Origin of the sequence: Rhodobacter sp. TJ_12, assembly GCF_020023995.1 — a bacterium.
Classification (GTDB): domain Bacteria; phylum Pseudomonadota; class Alphaproteobacteria; order Rhodobacterales; family Rhodobacteraceae; genus Rhodobacter.
In genome coordinates this window covers 42,833-61,297 of record NZ_NRRD01000013.1, presented here as the reverse complement: position 1 = coordinate 61,297, position 18,465 = coordinate 42,833, and the positions used below count along the sequence as shown (strand labels likewise).

Here is an 18,465-nt window from a genome sequence, read left to right as displayed (position 1 = left end):
TCTCCTTCGGAGACTCTCTGGGGATATTTCCGCAAAGTCGAAGCATAAGCGCTGCGACGGTTTAAAGACCCACAAGGCGGCGGATGTCTGCGGGGCTGGCCCCTTCGGCGCGGTATTTGGCCAAAGCGCGCGCGTCATCGCGTTTGGCCAGCCGCTTGCCCGCCGCATCGCGGATCAGCCCGTGGTGGTGGAACACCGGCACCGGCAGGCCCAGCAGGTTTTGCAGCGTGACATGGATCGCCGTGGCGTCGAACAGATCTTCGCCGCGCGTGACATGGGTGATGCCTTGGGCGGCATCATCGAGCACCACGGCGAGGTGGTAAGAGGTGCCCATTTCCCGCCGCGCCAGCACCACATCGCCCACGCTGTTTGTCATTTGCGCGGGGGTGATGGGATGCGTGCCGTGGAAAGCGGGGCCGGTTTCCACGAAAGAACAATCGCTTGCCGCCAGATCCATGCGCAGGCGCAGCGCGGCTTTCGGCAGCGGCTGGCCGGGTTTGGGCGCGCCTTTGGCGCGGCAAGTGCCGGGATAAATGATCCCATCGGGGCCAAGTGGCGCGCCTTCTTGGGGTGCGGCGACGGCCGCTTCGATATCGCGGCGCGTGCAGTCGCAGGCGTAAAGCAGGCCCCGGTCCCAAAGCTTTTGCAGCGTCGCGCGATAGGCGGGCAGACGGTCGGATTGGCGCATCACCGCGCCATCCCAGCTGAGCCCGAGCCAGCGCAGATCATCATAAATCTGCGCTTCCCATTCGGGTTTGGACCGCGCCCGGTCGATATCCTCTATCCGCAGCAGAAAGTGCCCGCCCGCCGCCCGCGCCATGTCATGCGCCACAAGCGCAGCATAGGCATGGCCCAGATGCAGCGGGCCGGTGGGCGAAGGGGCAAAGCGGGTGATCATGCCTGCGCGGCAAGCCAAGCGGTGAACACCTCTTTGGCGCGGTCGGTATAGCCTTTGTAACGGTCTTTGCGGCCTTTGCGCCCGCCGCGCGCGGCCTCCAGCGGGGGGAACAGGCCAAAGTTCACATTCATCGGCTGGAAGGTCTTGGCCTCGGCCCCGCCGGTGATGTGATTGACCAGCGCGCCCATCGCTGTTTCAAAGCCCGGCGGGGGCAGGCTTTGCCCCTTGATCTCGGCGGCGGCCATGCGCCCCGCCAGCAAACCCATCGCCGCGCTTTCGACATAGCCTTCCACGCCCGTCACTTGGCCCGCAAAGCGCAGGTTCGGGCGTTGGCGCAGCCGCATCTGACCATCCAGCAGCGTTGGCGAATTCAGGAATGTGTTGCGGTGAATGCCGCCAAGTCGCGCGAAAGACGCATTCTGTAGCCCGGGGATCATTTTAAAAACAGCGGTTTGTGCGCCATACTTCATCTTGGTTTGAAAGCCGACGATGTTGTAAAGCGTGCCCAAGGCATTGTCGCGGCGCAGCTGCACCACCGCATAGGATTTGGTGGCCGGATCATGCGGATTGGTCAGACCCACCGGCTTCATCGGCCCGTGGCGCAGCGTTTCGCGCCCGCGTTCCGCCATCACCTCAATCGGCAGGCAGCCATCGAAATAGCCTGCCGTCTCGCCCTCGTGAAACTCGGTCTTTTCGGCGGCCAAAAGCGCGTCGATGAAGGCCTCGTATTCGTCTCGGGTCATCGGGCAGTTGATATAGGCCTTGCGCTCTTCTTCGGTCTCGCCCTTGTCGTAGCGGCTTTGCCGCCACGCAATATCCATATCGATTGTGTCGGCATGCACGATCGGCGCGATCGCATCGAAAAAGGCGAGACTTTCCGCGCCCGTCACGCTGCGGATGCTGTCGGCCAAGCGCCCCGAGGTCAACGGCCCGGTGGCGACGATCCAAGGCCCGTCTTGGGGCAATTCGGTCACTTCTTCTTCGGAAAAAGACACCAGCGGATGGGCGCGCAGCGCTGCGGTGACCGCGCCCGAAAACGCCTCGCGGTCCACCGCCAGCGCGCCGCCTGCGGGCAGGGCATGGCGGTCCGCCATTTCCATGATCAGCCCACCCGCCGCGCGCATTTCCCAATGCAACAGCCCCACGGCATTGCGCTCGTCATCATCTGAGCGGAAAGAGTTGGAGCAGACCATCTCGGCGCAGTCACCGCTGCTATGCGCGAAGGTTCCCACTTTCGGGCGCATCTCATGCACCACCACGGGCACGCCCGCCTGTGCCGCCTGCCACGCCGCTTCCGAGCCCGCAAGGCCCGCACCAATGATATGAAGTGTCTGTGTCATGGCGCCGATTTAGGGTGCCACGTCACAAAAGGAAAGCCCGCTTAGATCAGCGCGACGCGCTCGCGGCGTTCGGGGTCGGGGAAGGGGCGATAGACCCCAACATGATATGATGCGATCATCCCATGCATCAGTTCGTAATGGCGCATTTCGGTCTCATTGAGCCCGGCCACCGCCTGAAAGGCATCTTCCAGCGCGCCAAGGTCATTCACCTCAATCTCCAGCAGAAACGCTTCGTGCATGGTGCTGGCCAGCCCGAGCTTGCGCCGCATCAACCGCCAGCCGCCAATCAGATTGAGCGCCTTAAGCTCCCCCATCCATTGTTCGACCGAGGCGGCAAAGGCCAGCGCCTTGGCGTCGCTCTTGAGTTCGATCATGCAGTGGTAAAGGTTCATGCTGTCCTCCCGCAGGTAACAGCAAGAAAGCACAAAGGGCTTGAGAAAGCCTTAATTGCAAAGAAACGGGGCAGGGGCCGTGGCCCCCGCCCCAAATCTTATGCCTCGGTGTCGGGCGTTTGCGGCGCGTCGGGCGCGTCCGGCACGGTGGCCTCGGCGGTCTCTGCTGCCTCGGCCCCCTCGTCTTCGCCCGTGTCCGCGACCCGGGCGACCGAAACCACCTCTTCATCCTTGCCGGTGGTAAAGACCTTCACACCACCTGCCGCGCGCGAGCGGAAGGAAATCCCCGCCACCGGGCAGCGGATCGATTGCCCGGTCGAGGTGGCCAGCATGATCTGATCGCTGGGTTCCACCGGGAACGAGGCCACAAGCGGGCCGCCGCGCATCGATTTTTCAAAGGCCGTGACGCCCTGACCACCGCGGCCGCGCACCGGATAGTTGTGCGAAGACGAGATTTTGCCCAAGCCCTTGGCGGTGATCGTCAAAATCAGGTTCTGCGCTTGCAGCATTTCGGCATAGCGCGCTTCGGACAAGGTGCCCTCGGCCTCGACCGCCTCGTCATCGGTGTCGACCTCTGTCTCTTCCTCGCCGCCCAATTCGGCCCGGAACCGTTTGACGAACGCCTCGCGCTCCCACGGCTCGGCCTCGAAATGGCGAATGACGGACATGGACACGACCTTGTCGCCCGGCGCCAGCCGCACGCCGCGCACCCCGGTCGAAGACCGGCCCTTGAACACACGCACTTCGGTGACCGGAAAGCGGATCGCGCGCCCGCCTGCCATCACCAGCATGATGTCATCCTCTTCGGTGCACATGCGGGTATCGACCAAGGTTACGCCCTCGGGCAATTCCATCGCGCGTTTGCCATTGCGCATCACCTTGGCAAAGTCCGACAGCGCATTACGGCGCACGTCGCCCTCGGAGGTGGCGAAGAAGACTTGGTAGTTTTCCCATTCTTCTTCGGGCGCATCGACGGGCATCAGCGAGGCGATGGACACGCCTTGCGGGATCGGCAGGATATTGACGATTGCCTTGCCCTTCGAGGTTCGGCCCGCCAGCGGCAGCCGCCAGCATTTCAGGCTGTAGACCATGCCATCGGTGGTGAAGAACAAAAGCTGGGTGTGGGTGTTCGCCACAAACAGCGTGGTCACCACATCATCTTCTTTGGTGGCCATCGACGACAGCCCCTTGCCGCCGCGGCGTTGCGCGCGGAATTCGGCCAAAGGCGTGCGTTTGATGTAGCCGCCAGAGGTGATCGTCACCACCATATCTTCGCGTTCGATCAGGTCTTCATCGTCCAGATCGCCCGCCCAATCGATAATCTCGGTGCGGCGCGGCACCGCGAATTGCTCTTTCACCTCGCGCAATTCATCCGAGATGATCGCCATGATCCGCTCGCGCGAGGCCAGAATGGCCAGATATTCGCGGATCTTGCCCGCCAGTTCGCCCAGTTCGTCGGTGACCTCTTGCACGCCCATCGCGGTGAGCCGTTGCAGACGCAAATCCAAGATCGCGCGCGCCTGAATTTCCGACAGGTTATAGGTCCCGTCGTCATTCACCGGATGCAGCGGATCATCGATCAGCTTGAGGTATTCCAAAATGTCATGCGCGGGCCAGCGCCGCGTCATCAGTTTTTCGCGCGCCTCGGCCGGGTCTTTCGAGGCGCGGATCGTGGCGACGACTTCATCGACGTTGGAAACGGCGACGGCCAGACCACACAGAATATGGCTGCGTTCGCGCGCCTTGCGCAGTTCATAGGCCGTGCGGCGCGCCACAACTTCTTCGCGGAAGCTGATGAAATGCGTGAGGAAATCGCGCAACGTCAGCTGCTCGGGACGGCCCCCGTTCAGCGCCAGCATGTTGCAGCCAAACGAGGTTTGCAACTGCGTAAAGCGGTAAAGCTGGTTCAATACGACATCGGCGGTGGCATCGCGCTTAAGCTCAATCACCACCCGGACGCCAACGCGGTCGGATTCATCGGCAATGCCCGAAATCCCTTCAAGGCGCTTTTCGCGCACAAGATCGGCGATCTTTTCGATCATCGCGGACTTGTTCACCTGATAGGGGATTTCATCCACGACAATGGCGTAGCGATCCTTGCGGATTTCCTCGACCCGGGTTTTGGCTCGGATGATCACCGAGCCGCGCCCTTCCAAATAGGCTTTGCGGGCCCCGCCGCGCCCCATGATTTGGGCACCGGTCGGGAAGTCGGGGCCGGGGACAATGTCCATCAGCGCCTCGGTCGACATATCGGGGTTGTCGATCAGCGCCAGCGTGGCATCGACCACCTCGCCCAAGTTATGCGGCGGGATGTTGGTCGCCATGCCAACGGCAATCCCGCCCGCGCCATTGACCAGCATGTTCGGGAACCGCGCGGGCAGAACCGTGGGTTCGCGGTCTTTGCCGTCATAGTTGTCTTGGAAATCGACCGTGTCCTTGTCGATATCGGCCAGCAGGAAGGCAGAGGGTTTGTCCATCCGCACCTCGGTGTAGCGCATGGCCGCCGCGCTATCGCCATCCATCGAGCCGAAGTTGCCCTGCCCATCCAGAAGCGGCAGCGACATCGAGAAATCCTGCGCCATCCGCACCAACGCGTCATAGATCGCGGCGTCGCCATGCGGGTGGTATTTCCCCATCACATCGCCCACCGGACGGGCCGATTTGCGATAAGGCTTGTCATGCGTGTTACCGGTTTCGCTCATCGCATAAAGGATGCGCCGGTGCACAGGCTTGAGCCCATCGCGCAGATCGGGGATCGCGCGGCTCACGATCACGCTCATGGCGTAATCGAGATAGGCGGTCTTCATCTCCTCGGCGATGGAAACCACGGGGCCGGAATGGCTGGGCCGTTCCGGGGTTTCGCCAAGGGTATCCGAGCTGTCGGGAGTATCGGTCACGCGCGTCGTCTTCTTCTAGATTTTGTTGTGCCGCTTTATAGCGCATCCCAAGGCTGGGGTGCAATCGGCAAGCTTGCGGCGGGCTGGTCTGACCGCCGTTTTCTGTCAAAAGCCGCCCAAAACGGCCCCAAGCGGCGCTTAGCGGGCCTTGCGGGCCGCCACAAACGCCATCAGCCACAGCCCCGCAAAGGCGAGCGAGAAAAGCGCGTTGAAATTCGGCATCGTCACGCCGAACAAATCCCACACGATCTCATCGCAGCGCACCATCGGGGTTTGCTGGATCTGCGCCAAAAGATCACTGGCCGAGAGCGTCCCGATCGGGTTGGAGGTGCAACTGTCGGGGCCGGCAAAGATCGCCCGCTCAACGCCCGAATGATAAAGACCCAATCCGGCGGAAACGAGCATGATCGCCGCCCCCAAAAGCGACAGGAGGGCGGGCAGGCGCAAAGCCAGCACGACCGCGCCCAAAACCGCAGCCGCCAAATGCGGCCAGCGCTGCAACAGGCACAAATCGCATGGCGCATAGCCCAGCGCCTGAAAGACAAACGCCCCGGCCAAAATCGCGGCAGATCCCAGCGCGGCCAGCGCGATCAGCAGGCGAGGGGGCATAGCAAGGGGCATCACAGGAACCTCAGCGCATAGAAGCCGCCAATCAGCAGCACGACGAAAGCGGTGAACAACAGGCCCAGCCAGCGTTCGATGAAAGCGCGGATCGGCGCGCCGAATTTCCACAACAGCGCCGCCAGCACGAAAAAGCGCAAAGCGCGCGCCAGAACCGATACGCCCATGAACAGCCAAAGGTCCAGATGCGTGGCCCCTGAAAAGATCGTGATCACCTTATAGGGGAAGGGCGTGACCCCGGCGATCAGCACCGCCCAGCCGCCCATTTCATTGAACCGCACGGCCAGATCGTCGAATTTGTCGGCCTTGCCGTAAAACTCCAGAATCGGCTGGCCGATCGCATCCATGAAGCCGTAGCCAATCAAATAGCCCAGCATCCCCCCCGCAACCGAGGCAAGCGTGGCGATGGCCGCAATGCGGAACGCATGCTGGCGCGCCGCCAGCACCATCGGGATGATCAACACATCGGGTGGGATCGGAAAGATCGAGCTTTCGACAAAGGCCACCGCCGCCAATACCCAATAGGCATGCGGCCCCGCCGCCTGCCGCATCGTCCAGTCATAAAGCTTGCGGATCATCTGGCCCCCCGGCTGTGGTCTGCGGCCGCGCATTTTTGCGCCCGATAGCGGTTGTCTCGCCCGTTGCGCGAGGCAGGTCAAGGCGCGTGACGCCCTGTGCCGCGGGAGCCTAGCGGGGGCAGCGCGTTGCGTGAAACGGGCCCGCACGTGCGAAAGGGCATTTTCCGCACGCTTTGGGCCGGATTGCCTCTTGTCAGCGCCGCGCGAGCCCGCTAAACGCACTTTTGCTGGCCCGAGTGGCGGAATGGTAGACGCAGAGGATTCAAAATCCTCCGCCGCAAGGCGTGCGAGTTCGAGTCTCGCCTCGGGCACCAGCTTTCCCTTTTTCGAAATCTTAGTGTGCGGGTCTTTTGGGGCCCGTTTCGGGCGCTTTGTCTCCGGCGGCGCGGGGGCGCTGTTTTCGCCATCCTCCGGACAAAGTTAACAAAAAGGTGATTCGGACCGCTTGCCGTGCATTGGCGAACAAAAGGGCGCAAAAGGTCATTTTGGCTGCAATCTCGGAACAATCGCGCCGCGCCGATTGTTCGCGCCCGGGCGCTAGAGTGATGCGGCATCGGAAACCAGCAGGGCGCAAGATTGTTGCGATCAAGGAAACGATGCACGCCCCGCGCGCGACTGTTTCACCGCGTTTTGCGCGCGGATAATTCGTTAACATACCGTAAATGCTAAAATTTGCACGATCTTGGCGCGGGGCGCTGGTATGGCGCGGGAAACAATCATGCCAGATCCGGGGCGAGATTATGGCCTTCGCGCCACGGTTGCGCAGCGCGCGCGGCAAAATCTTGGCGAGATTGAGGCAAATTCCCGTTCCAACAAAGTGCGTCACTTGGTATCTATAGGATAGCCCGACTGGGGGGCTTTCGACCGTGGGGGCGGTCGCGTGTGTGTGTGCGCCATCCGAAAGGATGTGTGGGAAGGTTGTAGTGGTGCTGCCGTCGGCGAAAGAATTTGCGCTTTCGTCACGTTTACGAACCGTTTTGGGGAAAACCGCCTTTGGGCGGGTTGGTTCGTGCATCCTCAGTCTGGCCTATGCATCCGATAGCCACCGGCACGATCATTGTTCGGCGGGTCTACGACCTGTCGCCGTGTATCGCTGGCGCTGCTAAGGCGCGCCGCTCGTAAGAAAGGCGCGTGGGCCAACGGTCCGCAGGCGGTTGAAGGAGAGGCTGCTATGACTTGGAACTTTTTTAATTCCGATCCGGTCGCAAAAAATGACGGTGCGACAACCGCTTATAACACCGCCGTGACGATTAATGTCTTGGCAAACGATTATGATCCCAATTGCGATAGTTTGAGCATTTACGGCACGCCGACCGCGAGCAATGGCACCGTGACGGTCAATGCCGATGGCACGCTGACCTTCACCCCCTCCGCCGATTACACCGGCATCGCGACGATCACCTATAAGGTGACCGATGGCCATGGCGGCTATGACACCGCCACCGTCACCATCACCGTCGAAGAACCGCCGCTGGATTACATCGTCGAAGGCACCACCGGCGATGACCTGATCGATGTGGCTTATACGGGCGATCCCGAAGGCGACATGATCGATGCGGGCGATTACAAAGGCACCGATGCGGATAAGGTCACCGCAGGCGCGGGCGATGACACTATCCTTTCGGGTAGTGGCAATGACACGGTCTATGGCGAAGACGGCAATGATCTGATCGATGGCGGCGCGGGCGATGACCGGCTTTACGGCAATGCGGGCGACGACACCTTTATCGGTGGCGCGGGCAATGACACATTCACCGGCGGCACCGGGCTCGACATCATCGATTATTCGGCCTCGGACTCCGCGCTGAACATCAACCTTGGCACCGGGCTTTTGCAAGGCGGCGATGCGACGGGCGATTCCATTGCCAGCGGTATCGACGGGATCATCGGCTCGGATTATGGCGACAGCCTCGTGGGCTTTGACCATCAAGGCACCGACCCCGCCGACACCTATACCAATGTCTTCCATGGTATGGGCGGCGATGACACGATTTTGGGCCAAGGGTCGGATGACAGCCTCTATGGCGGGGCCGACAACGATTATATCGAAGGCGGCGCGGGCGCGGATTACATCGAGGGCGATGGCGATCTGACGGCAGCGACCCCCGCGAAAGCGCTGACCGTTGATTGGCAAGCGTTCAATGAAAACTGCGGCGCCATCGTCGATGGGGCGTCCTATGATATGGGCGGTGTGTCGGTCACCTTTGACTTTACCGCGCAAGATTACGGTGCAACGGCAACCTCTTACACCGGGGCGCAATATGTCGAGGCGGGCGACGGGCTTGAGGGCACGGGCGGGCTGCGCCTTTACGGCTGCGGCGGTGAAGGCGGGGTCGATAACACCTCGACCACCACGCTGACCTTTGGCGCCACCGATGCGGCCTATGCCGGAACGGTGAGCGATGTGACCTTCCGCATCAACGATCTCGATATCGGCACCGCCGCCGATTACCACCAAGATATCGTAACCGTTCGCGCCTATGATGCCGATGGCAACCTGCTGGATGTGACCTATACGTTCGAAGGCGGGCAGACCGTTTCGGGCAATACCGTCACCGGGCACGATACCGACAGCGGCACGATCGCGCCCACCACGGCGACCGGTTCGGTTTTGGTCGAGATTTCGGGCGAGGTGGCCCGGATCGAGATCGATTATGACAATGGCGGTGACACCGATCAGGCGATCACGCTGACCGATCTGACCTGTGCCACCGTCTCGGCCGAGGACGCGAGCATCGCAGGCGATGACACGATCCTGGGCGGCGAGGGCGACGACACGATCTTGGCGCAAGGCGGCGATGACAGTGTGACCGGCGATGCGGGCGATGACAGCATCGAGGGTGGCGCGGGCGATGACAGCCTTGCGGGCGGCACCGGCAATGACACGCTTTCGGGCGGCGATGATCGCGACGTGATCTATGGCGCGGCGGGCGACGATGTCGATGGCGGCGCGGGCGGCGACGATTGGGACGTGCTCGACATCACCGGCCAAGGCGATTGGCGCGTGGTCAATGAAACGCCCGACAGCAATGGCAACGGCACCGACGGCACGATCGAGTTCCTTGATACTGATGGCAATGTGACCGGCACGCTCGATTTCACCGAGATCGAGGAAATTCGCGGCGATGATGTGAACCATGCGCCCGATGCCATCGATGACAGCGCCGCCACCGATTTTGAAACTGCGGTGGCGATCCCGGTGCTGGACAATGATAGCGATGTGGATGGCGACACGCTGCGCATCATCTCGGCCAGCAGCCCCGATGGCACGGTCAGCGTCGATCCGACCACGGGCGCGCTGATCTTCACCCCGGCGGATGATTTCTCGGGCGATGCGACGATCACCTACACCGTGACCGATGACAACGGCGGTTTCGACACCGCGACCGTCACCGTGACGGTTGGCCCCGATCTGCGCGATGGGATCGTCGAGGGCACCGATACCGCCGATCTGATCGATTATGATTACACGGGCGACCCCGAAGGTGACATGATCGACCACAGCGATGCGATCTTGCCGGGCGATGCGCCGCAAGATGACCGCGTCGAAGCGGGCGCGGGCAATGATACCGTTCTGTCGGGCGAGGGCGATGATACCGTCTGGGCGGGCGAGGGCGATGACTCGGTCGAGGGCGGCACCGGCGATGACAGCCTGCTGGGCGAGGCGGGCAATGACACGCTGCGCGGCGGCGCGGGCAATGACACGGTTGACGGTGGAATTGGCGACGACAGCCTGATTGGCGGTCTTGGCGATGACAGCCTTTTGGGCGGCGATGGGGCCGACACAATCAGCGGCGTTGGCGGCGATGACACCGTTTATGGCGGCGCGGGCAATGACTCGATCCTCACCGGCGCGGGCAGCGATGCGGTCGATGGCGGCGATGGCGATGATTACATCAACACCCGCAATTCTTCGGCCGCGCCTGATATCGGCTATCCGGGGCTTTACCCCGCGGACACCGATCCGACCGATGATATGGACACGGTCGCGGGCGGTGCGGGCAATGACACGATCCTTACCGGCGATGATGCCGATTACATCATGGGCGGCGACGGCGATGATGTGATTGATGCGGGCGTCGATACCGACTTCGTTCTGGGGGGCGAGGGCAATGATCTGATCACCGCTGGCGAAGGCGATGACTGGATCGAAGGCGGCGCGGGCAATGACACCATCTATGGTGGCCTTGGGCCGAGCTACCCCGATGCGATCAACATCCCCGACGCTACCGACCTTGTGCAAAACAATGGCCGCGACACGATCCTCGCGGGCGACGGCGATGACGTTGTCTATGGCGAAGATGATGACGACCAGATCGCCGGCGGTGCGGGCAACGACTATCTTGATGGCGGCATCGACGAAGACACGATTGCCGGGGACGCGGGCAATGACACGATCATTGGCGGCGCGGGGGCTGACTATGTGATGGGCGGCGACGACCGCGATACTTTCGTGGTGGGCGCCGCGGAAGAAGGTATCGGGGATGTGGTCGACGGCAACGAGGGGGGCGATGATTACGACACGCTCGACCTTACGGGCGCCGGCCCCGTTTCCATTGCCTATGATCCGACGAATCCGGAAAACGGCACCGTCAGCTTTTTGGATACCGATGGCACCGTGCTGGGCACGCTCGATTTCACCAATATCGAGAATGTCATCTTCGACGAAGGCGATGGCTGGGTCGAAGGCACCGAGGACGCCGACCTGATCGATTACGCTTATACGGGCGATCCCGAAGGCGACATGATCGACCACACCGATGCGATCTTGCCGGGCGACGCGCCCAATGACGACCGGGTGCTGGCTGGCGCGGGGGATGACACCGTTTTTGCCGGCGAGGGCGATGACACGGTCTGGTCTGGCGCGGGCGATGATTCCGTGCAGGGCGGTAATGGCGATGACAGCCTGCTGGGCGAGGCCGGGGCCGACACGCTGGAAGGCGGGGATGGCAACGACACGCTGGACGGTGGCGCCGACAATGACCTGCTGGATGGCGGCCAATCCTCTGACACGCTTTCGGGCGGTGAGGGCGATGACACGCTTTTGGGCAGCGAGGGCGAAGACCTTCTGGAGGGCGGCGCGGGCGATGACAGCCTTGAGGGCGGCAATGGCCAAGACACGCTTTACGGCGGCGCGGGGCAAGACACGCTGAATGGCGGCGATGGCGATGACCGGGTCTATGGCGAAGAGGGCGATGACCTGCTGACCGGCGGGCAAGGCCAAGATCTTCTGTCGGGTGGCGCGGGCAGCGATACGCTGATCGGCGGCGCCGGGGTGGATACGCTTTTGGGCGGCGATGATCGCGACTGGTTCGAAGTGCCGCTCGCGGCCGATGGCAACCACGATCTGATCGATGGTAACGAAGGTGGCGACGACTGGGATACGCTGGATCTGCGCGGGGCCGGTGCCTTTGACGTGATCTATGATCCGACCAACAGCGAAAACGGTTCGGTCAATTTCTTGGATGCCAGCGGCAATATCACCGGCTCGCTTGAATTCCGCAACATCGAGGAAATCATCCCCTGCTTTACGCCGGGGACGGTGGTGGCCACCCCGCGCGGCGAGCGTTTGGTCGAAGACCTGCGCGAAGGCGACAAGATCCTGACCCGCGACAACGGCATTCAGGAAATTCGTTGGGTCGGTCGGCGTGACATGACCCGCGACGAGCTGATCGCCGCGCCGCATCTGCGCCCGGTCTTGATCCGCGCGGGCAGCCTTGGCAATGGCCTGCCCGAGCGGGATATGTTGGTGTCGCCCAACCACCGGATGCTGGTCGCCAATGAACGCACCGCGCTTTATTTCGAAGAGCACGAGGTTCTGGTGGCGGCCAAACATCTGGTCGACAACAAGGGTGTGCAATCGGTTCAAACGCTGGGCACCAGCTACATCCACTTCATGTTCGACCGGCACGAGGTTGTTTTGGCCAATGGAGCTTGGACCGAAAGCTTCCAGCCGGGCGATCAGACGCTGGGCGGCATGGGCAATGCCCAACGCGCCGAGATCTTTGCGCTGTTCCCCGAACTGCAAAGCCGCGCCGGGATCGAAAATTACACGGCGGCGCGCAAGACGCTGAAGAAACACGAGGCCGCGTTGCTGCGCGGCTAAGTCAGGGGCTGACGCAAGTCAGTGGGGGCTGTGGGGCGCTCGGGGGAACTCGGGCGCCTTACACATCGCGCCGAACCCGTTGCTCTGCGTGCCGATGGCCTTGATCGTGGCAGCAATCGGGCAAAACCGCGCCAGTTTCACGGCAAGAAACGAACAGTTGTCCCGAACTGTGACAATTCGATGGCCGTTTACCTTTCTTAAAGTGCTGTTTTGCATTATCCTTTTACCTGGGGGCGTTCTGATGACCCGGGCAACCGGGCAGGACGTGGAAAATGGCCGCAGAACAGAACATCGTCACCGCCTCGGGCGGTCTGAACGGCGCGCAGACGGCGGCGGGTGGGGTCTCTTCCCTCGTTGAAACGCGCTTGGTCTATGACCGGTTCGACAGTCATCAGGGGCGTTTCGAAGGGCGCGACGCGGCCGGATCGGCGCTTTTTTGTGCCGATATCGACCAGATGCTTGCCGCCATTCCGTGCTTTACCGCCGAAACGCTTGTCGCCACCGGCGCCGGTCTTGTGCCTGTCGGGTCTCTGACCCCCGGCATGCGCGTGATCACCCGCGACAATGGCATGCAGGAATTGCGCTGGGTCGGCATCCGCCGGTTCGGCTGGCAAGAGTTGGGGCTGAACCCGCTGTTGCGTCCGGTGCGCATTGCCGCGGGCGCGCTGGGCGACGGGTTGCCCGAGCGCGATATGATCGTCTCGCCCAACCACCATTTCCTGACCCGCAAGCAAGGCGCGGGCGAGGGAAGCGAACGGCTGACGATGGCACGCGACCTTTTGGGCCGCGACGGCGTCACGCAAGAGCACGCAACCGGCGTGGATTATTGGCAGATTTTGTTCGACAAGCACCAGCTTGTGCTGTCGGATGGATGTTGGTCTGAAAGCTTCCTGCCCACACCGGACCGGCTTGCCGCGCTTGATGGCGATGGTCGCGACGGGCTGACGCGCGTCATGCCCGAGCTTGCCGCGCAGGCGCTGCCGGGCTTTGACCCTGTGCGCCCCTTTGCCGGGGTTGGCTCCGCCGCCTAAGGTGCGGCCCGGCGCAGCCGCGTCTTTGACACAATGTCGCACGGATATTGCCGTTAACAGGACCTTAATCTGCCATGCCGCGCGGCCATTGTTTCTGCAAGGCGCCCCGCAAAGGGCACGGGCAGGACGACAATGGCAAATATCTACGGCACCAGCGGCAACGATTCCCTTCTTGGCACCCGCTATGACGATCGCATCACCGGTGCGGCGGGCGATGACACGCTTGCGGGCGAGGGCGGCCATGACCGGATCGAAGGCGGCACCGGCAATGATGTGCTGTCGGGGGGCACCGGCAATGACACGCTGATCGGCAATGAAGACAATGATGTGATCGATGGCGGCGCGGGTGACGACCAGATTTATGGCGGCACCGGCGATGATACATTATCTGCCGGGGCGGGCGCGAACACGGTCTATGGCGGGGCGGGCAATGATGTCTGGCTGGGGGGCGACAGCCTCGCCTTTGGCACCGATGCGGTCTATCTCGAAGAAGGGGACGATCTGGCCTATGTCGGCTGGTTCGTCTCGGGCGCGCCCGATACGATTGATGCGGGCACCGGCAATGACACGCTGTCGCTTGAAAATATCCCCGGCGCCTATGACCTTGGCATCACGCTCAATGATACCGGCGCGGCAACCACCAGCGGCTTTGGCTCTGTGGTCAGCGGGTTTGAAAATGTCATCGGCAATGATGGTAACAATGCGCTGACGGGCAATTCCGCGGCCAATATGCTTGATGGCGGTCTGGGCAATGACACGCTGTCGGGCAATGCGGGTGATGACAGCCTTTATGGCGGCGCGGGCGATGATTCCGTGATCGGCGGCACCGGGGCGGATCTGCTGACCGGCGATGCGGGCAGCGATACGCTGGCCGGGGGCGATGGCAATGACACCCTGTCTGGCGGGGCCGAGAACGACCTGCTTTACGGCGATGCCGATGCGGACAGCCTCGATGGCGGCACCGGCGATGACACGCTTGATGGTGGCGCGGGCGATGACACGCTGCATGGCGGGGCGGGGGCGGACCAACTGAACGGCGGCACCGGTATGGATTACGCCGATTATGCCGACAGTGACGCCGGGGTGAATGTCAATCTGGCCAGCGGCACCGGCACCGGCGGCGATGCCGAGGGCGACCGGCTGGGCGGGATCGACGGGATTTATGGCTCGGCCTATGCCGATACGCTGATCGGCTTTGACCTCGCCGATTATTCCGACAGTGAAACTGCGTTCACCAACGTCTTTTACGGCAATGGCGGCGATGACTATATCGACGGGGCCGGGGCCGATGATAGCCTTTATGGCTGCGCCGACGATGACACCGTTCTGGGGGGGGCGGGCAATGATCTGGTCGATGGCGGCACCGGCAATGACAGCCTTGATGGCGGCGATGGCAATGACACGGTGCTGGGGGGCGCCGGCGATGACACGCTATGGGGCGGCGCGGGGGATGATTATCTCGATGCGGGCTCTGGCGCCGCGACGATTGATGGCGGCACGGGCTCGGATACGATCTATGTCCATGCCAATGAAGACAGCACGATCATCGGGTCGGAAGATCCCGGCGACACCGATACCGATGTTTTGATCCTAGAGCGCAACACCGGCGCGACCATCACCTATCGTGAAGATGACCCGGAATCGGGCACGATCTTGTGGGCCAATGGCACCACCACCAACTTTTCCAATATCGAGAATGTGCAATATGTGCCTTGTTTTACGCCGGGCACGCGGGTGGAAACGAAACGCGGCCTTGTCGCGGTGGAACGTCTGAAACGTGGCGACAAGGTGCTGACGCGCGACAATGGCTACCAGCGTATCCGCTGGATCGGGCGGCGCAGCCTTGGCGCGGCGGAATTGGCCGCGGGGCCGCAATTGCAGCCGGTGCGGATCGCGCGGGGCGCGCTGGGGGCGGGGCTGCCTGAAACAGATATGGTCGTCAGCCCGCAGCACCGGATGCTGATTTCCGGGCCGCGCGCCGAATTGCTGTTTGGCGAAGGCGAAGTGCTGGCCGCGGCGCTGCATATGGTGGGCCAGCCCGGCATCACCCGCGAGGCAGTGAATGCGGTCACCTATCTGCATTTGATGTTTGACGCGCATGAGATTATCCGCGCCGATGGCGCTTGGACCGAAAGCTTCCAACCCGGCGACCATACCCTTTCTGCGCTGGAGGCAGCGCAACGCGACGAGCTTTTTGCGCTTTTTCCCGATTTGCGTCAGGCGCGGCGGGGCGGGCGTTGGGCGGCAGCGCGGCTGTCGCTGAAACCACATGAAGTGCGGGTGCTATTGGCTGCCTGACCTTAAGGCCTGATTTTGGGCCCGTGATCTTTGGCGAAGGCGCGTGCGCAAAAGTGCGTTCACACGCGCGTGTCTTGACCGGGCGCGGCTTTCGGCGCATGCGGAAAGCACCGAAACCAAACAAAAATCTCGGGCAGTATCATGGCATATTCCGGTTTGTCCCGCCTTGACGGCGGGTTTGATAGTCTTGCGTTGCGCCGACGCGCGGGCGCAACAGAGATCGTCTATGACGATGGCGTGGCGCGGCGTATGGTCTGGCGGGTGCAGGGCGGGGCAAGCGATCACAGCCTCAGCGCGGCGCTGGCCTCGGCACGGCGTGAATTGCGGGTTTTGCCCGCGCTTTATGCCGAATTGCGCAAGCGCTCGATCGCGATCGAGGCGATCGCGGGCTAATCTTTACAGACGGCCCAAACCCCAAATGTGAAAAAAGGCCGGATGCATGCATCCGGCCCAAGGAAGAGGCCGCGACAGGGGGAAGCGGCGCTCGGGAAAAGGGATCAAAAGCCCGCGAACGTATGCGGCAGGGCCGGCGGATCAAGCCGTTCGTCCAGCCCGATGTCACGGCGCATGCGCGCATCCAGACGGTCCATCGCGCGGGCCGTGGTGCGCAGGGTCATCCAGTCCATAACCAGACGCACAACAGCAGCACCGGGGCGCAGCGCGGCAGGGCGGTGCGACAGCGTGAGGCTCGGATACGACAGGGCGGCGGTAGTGGACAGACCCGACATGGGACACCTTTCAGGACGAAGTTCTGTATTGATACAATCCAGCCTTTGCTGGTATTGACACCCTACAAAAAGCACACAATCGGCGCGAGAGAAACATTGTGACTGATACAAGTTGGCAACCGGACCTGCCTGTCCAATCGGGTCCGAAATATCTTGCGCTGGTGCGCGCCCTGCGCGACGGGGTCCGTCGTGGCGATCTGGCGCCCGGGTCACGCCTGCCAACAGTGCGAGATTTGGCTTGGAAACTGGGGGTTACGCCCGGAACCGTGGCGCGCGCCTATCAATTGGCCACGCAAGAGGGGCTTTTGGAAGCCGCCGTCGGACGTGGAACATTTGTATCAAAACAATCGCGTCGATTCGGCCCGACCGAGTCGCTGTATCAACAGCCGCTGTCGGATCCGGCGGGCGATGGGGTGATTGATCTGCGCTCGCCGCAATTGCCCGATGTGGGACAATCGCAGGCTTTGTCTCAGGCGATGGTCGATGCGGCGGGGGCTTTGGGGGAGCATTACCTTGAATACCCCGGCCTGCGGCGCGACCGCTATTGCCGGGTTGCGGCGCTGGATTGGTTTTCGGGCTGTTCTTTGGAACATATGATCGATGCCGATGATCTGGTGCTGACCCATGGCGGGCAGAACGGGATCAATGTGGTGTTGCAATGCTGCCTGCGCGGCGACCGTCCGGTGGTGTTGTGTGAAGAACTGGCCTATCCGGGCTTTCGCCATGCGGCGCGGCTTGCGCGGGCCGAGGTGGTGCCGGTCAAGCTGGATGAGGAAGGCATGATCCCCGAGGCGCTGGATGCGGCCTGTCGGCGCCATGGCGGGCAGGTGGTCTGTGTCACCCCCGATGCGCAAAACCCGACCACGGGGCGAATGTCGAACGAGCGGCGCCGCGCGCTGGCCGAGGTGGCGCGCCGCCACGATCTGCAAATCATCGAGGACGATTGTTATACCGCGCCGGTCTCGGGGCTGGAGGCCTTGCGCGCCATCGCCCCCGAACGCACATGGCATGTTACCTCGCTGTCCAAGACCATTTCGGCGGGGATGCGCTTTGGCATTGTCATCGCGCCCGAGGGGATGGGCGAGGCCGGGCGGCTGACCGCGCAGCACAGCTATTTCGGCCTGCCGCGCCCGGTGACCGATATCATCACCCGGCTATTCACCAGTGGCGAGGCGATGCGGCTGCGCCATGACGCGCAAGAGGTGATGGCGCGCCGGTTGCAAATGGTGGTGCAGGCCATGGGCGATCACGATATCGCGTGGCAACCGGGGCTAAGTTTCGTCTGGCTGCGCCTGCCGGTGGGGTGGCGCGGTTCGACCTTTGCGCGGGTGGCCGAGGCCGAAGGCGTTCTGGTGCGCTCGGCCGATGAATATGTGCTGGCCGATGGCCATGCGCCCAATGCGGTGCGTTTGGCGCTGTCGGGCGGTGTGCCCGAAGATCGGCTGATGCGCGCCATTGCCAAGCTGCGCGCCCTGCTGGACGACCCGCCGCAGGATTTGCCTGTCTGACCGCGTGATGCACGCCTAGGTTGTGCGTCTCGGGCGGGGCGCTCAAAATTTCGGCATTTGCCGCTTGC

At 62.6% G+C, this 18,465-nt stretch carries 12 protein-coding genes and 1 tRNA gene; 6 read left to right on the top strand and 7 right to left on the bottom strand.

Annotation, left to right across the window (positions count from 1 at the left end):
* Positions 1-61: 61 nt before the first annotated feature.
* From gluQRS to CKO11_RS10745, 6 genes are all read right to left on the bottom strand, one after another.
* The gene (gluQRS, locus tag CKO11_RS10770; protein WP_223638247.1) at positions 62-898 is read right to left on the bottom strand and encodes a tRNA glutamyl-Q(34) synthetase GluQRS; all 837 of its coding nucleotides are present in this window, start codon (positions 896-898) and stop codon (positions 62-64) included.
* Positions 895-2,238: a methylenetetrahydrofolate--tRNA-(uracil(54)-C(5))-methyltransferase (FADH(2)-oxidizing) TrmFO gene (trmFO, locus tag CKO11_RS10765; RefSeq protein ID WP_223638129.1), complete on the bottom strand. Its 1,344-nt coding sequence runs from the start codon at positions 2,236-2,238 to the stop codon at positions 895-897. The genes gluQRS and trmFO overlap by 4 nt, the downstream gene beginning before the upstream one ends.
* 41 nt (positions 2,239-2,279) lie before the next feature.
* On the bottom strand, positions 2,280-2,630 hold the full coding sequence (locus CKO11_RS10760; RefSeq protein ID WP_223638126.1) for a DUF6614 family protein: 351 nt from the start codon (positions 2,628-2,630) through the stop codon (positions 2,280-2,282).
* Between the two features lie 98 nt (positions 2,631-2,728).
* Positions 2,729-5,527 carry a DNA gyrase subunit A gene (gene gyrA / locus CKO11_RS10755; protein ID WP_223638121.1) on the bottom strand — a complete coding sequence of 933 codons (2,799 nt, stop codon included), beginning with the start codon at positions 5,525-5,527 and terminating at the stop codon, positions 2,729-2,731.
* A gap of 138 nt (positions 5,528-5,665) precedes the next feature.
* The gene (locus CKO11_RS10750; protein ID WP_223638118.1) at positions 5,666-6,136 is read right to left on the bottom strand and encodes a disulfide bond formation protein B; all 471 of its coding nucleotides are present in this window, start codon (positions 6,134-6,136) and stop codon (positions 5,666-5,668) included.
* An 11-nt stretch (positions 6,137-6,147) separates the two neighbouring features.
* Positions 6,148-6,726 (bottom strand): YqaA family protein, encoded by a 579-nt coding sequence (locus CKO11_RS10745; RefSeq protein WP_223638115.1) that lies wholly within the window; start codon positions 6,724-6,726, stop codon positions 6,148-6,150.
* Between the two features lie 230 nt (positions 6,727-6,956).
* Here CKO11_RS10745 and CKO11_RS10740 point away from each other — a divergent pair.
* The 5 genes from CKO11_RS10740 to CKO11_RS10700 all read left to right on the top strand — a co-directional run bounded on the left by CKO11_RS10740 (position 6,957) and on the right by CKO11_RS10700 (position 16,554).
* Positions 6,957-7,040, top strand: a tRNA-Leu gene (locus tag CKO11_RS10740).
* An 857-nt stretch (positions 7,041-7,897) separates the two neighbouring features.
* A complete protein-coding gene (locus CKO11_RS17500; RefSeq protein WP_263298452.1) occupies positions 7,898-12,832 on the top strand; it encodes a Hint domain-containing protein in 4,935 nt (1,644 codons plus the stop codon).
* A 272-nt stretch (positions 12,833-13,104) separates the two neighbouring features.
* A complete protein-coding gene (locus tag CKO11_RS10710) occupies positions 13,105-13,863 on the top strand; it encodes a Hint domain-containing protein (protein WP_223638112.1) in 759 nt (252 codons plus the stop codon).
* Positions 13,864-13,995: 132 nt separating this feature from the next.
* Positions 13,996-16,161, top strand: a complete 2,166-nt coding sequence (locus CKO11_RS10705; RefSeq protein WP_223638109.1) for a Hint domain-containing protein — start codon at positions 13,996-13,998, stop codon at positions 16,159-16,161.
* A gap of 141 nt (positions 16,162-16,302) precedes the next feature.
* Positions 16,303-16,554 carry a hypothetical protein gene (locus CKO11_RS10700; RefSeq protein WP_223638106.1) on the top strand — a complete coding sequence of 84 codons (252 nt, stop codon included), beginning with the start codon at positions 16,303-16,305 and terminating at the stop codon, positions 16,552-16,554.
* Positions 16,555-16,658: 104 nt separating this feature from the next.
* Here CKO11_RS10700 and CKO11_RS10695 read toward each other — a convergent pair whose 3' ends face one another.
* Positions 16,659-16,889 (bottom strand): hypothetical protein, encoded by a 231-nt coding sequence (locus CKO11_RS10695; protein ID WP_223638104.1) that lies wholly within the window; start codon positions 16,887-16,889, stop codon positions 16,659-16,661.
* Positions 16,890-16,987: 98 nt separating this feature from the next.
* Between CKO11_RS10695 and CKO11_RS10690 the strand changes: the two genes are divergently transcribed.
* Entirely contained in the window at positions 16,988-18,397 is a 1,410-nt protein-coding gene (locus CKO11_RS10690) for a PLP-dependent aminotransferase family protein (RefSeq protein ID WP_223638101.1), read from the top strand.
* Positions 18,398-18,465 lie beyond the last annotated feature (68 nt).

Bases quoted from the DNA above. Each gene is read 5' to 3' on its own strand.
- CKO11_RS10750 (WP_223638118.1), bottom strand. From the start codon at position 6,136: ATGCCCCCTCGCCTGCTGATCGCGCTGGCCGCGCTGGGATCTGCCGCG.
- CKO11_RS10710 (WP_223638112.1), top strand. From the start codon at position 13,105: ATGGCCGCAGAACAGAACATCGTCACCGCCTCGGGCGGTCTGAACGGC.
- CKO11_RS10700 (WP_223638106.1), top strand. From the start codon at position 16,303: ATGGCATATTCCGGTTTGTCCCGCCTTGACGGCGGGTTTGATAGTCTT.
- CKO11_RS10760 (WP_223638126.1), bottom strand. From the start codon at position 2,630: ATGAACCTTTACCACTGCATGATCGAACTCAAGAGCGACGCCAAGGCG.
- trmFO (WP_223638129.1), bottom strand. From the start codon at position 2,238: ATGACACAGACACTTCATATCATTGGTGCGGGCCTTGCGGGCTCGGAA.
- CKO11_RS10705 (WP_223638109.1), top strand. From the start codon at position 13,996: ATGGCAAATATCTACGGCACCAGCGGCAACGATTCCCTTCTTGGCACC.
- CKO11_RS17500 (WP_263298452.1), top strand. From the start codon at position 7,898: ATGACTTGGAACTTTTTTAATTCCGATCCGGTCGCAAAAAATGACGGT.
- CKO11_RS10745 (WP_223638115.1), bottom strand. From the start codon at position 6,726: ATGATCCGCAAGCTTTATGACTGGACGATGCGGCAGGCGGCGGGGCCG.
- CKO11_RS10695 (WP_223638104.1), bottom strand. From the start codon at position 16,889: ATGTCGGGTCTGTCCACTACCGCCGCCCTGTCGTATCCGAGCCTCACG.
- gluQRS (WP_223638247.1), bottom strand. From the start codon at position 898: ATGATCACCCGCTTTGCCCCTTCGCCCACCGGCCCGCTGCATCTGGGC.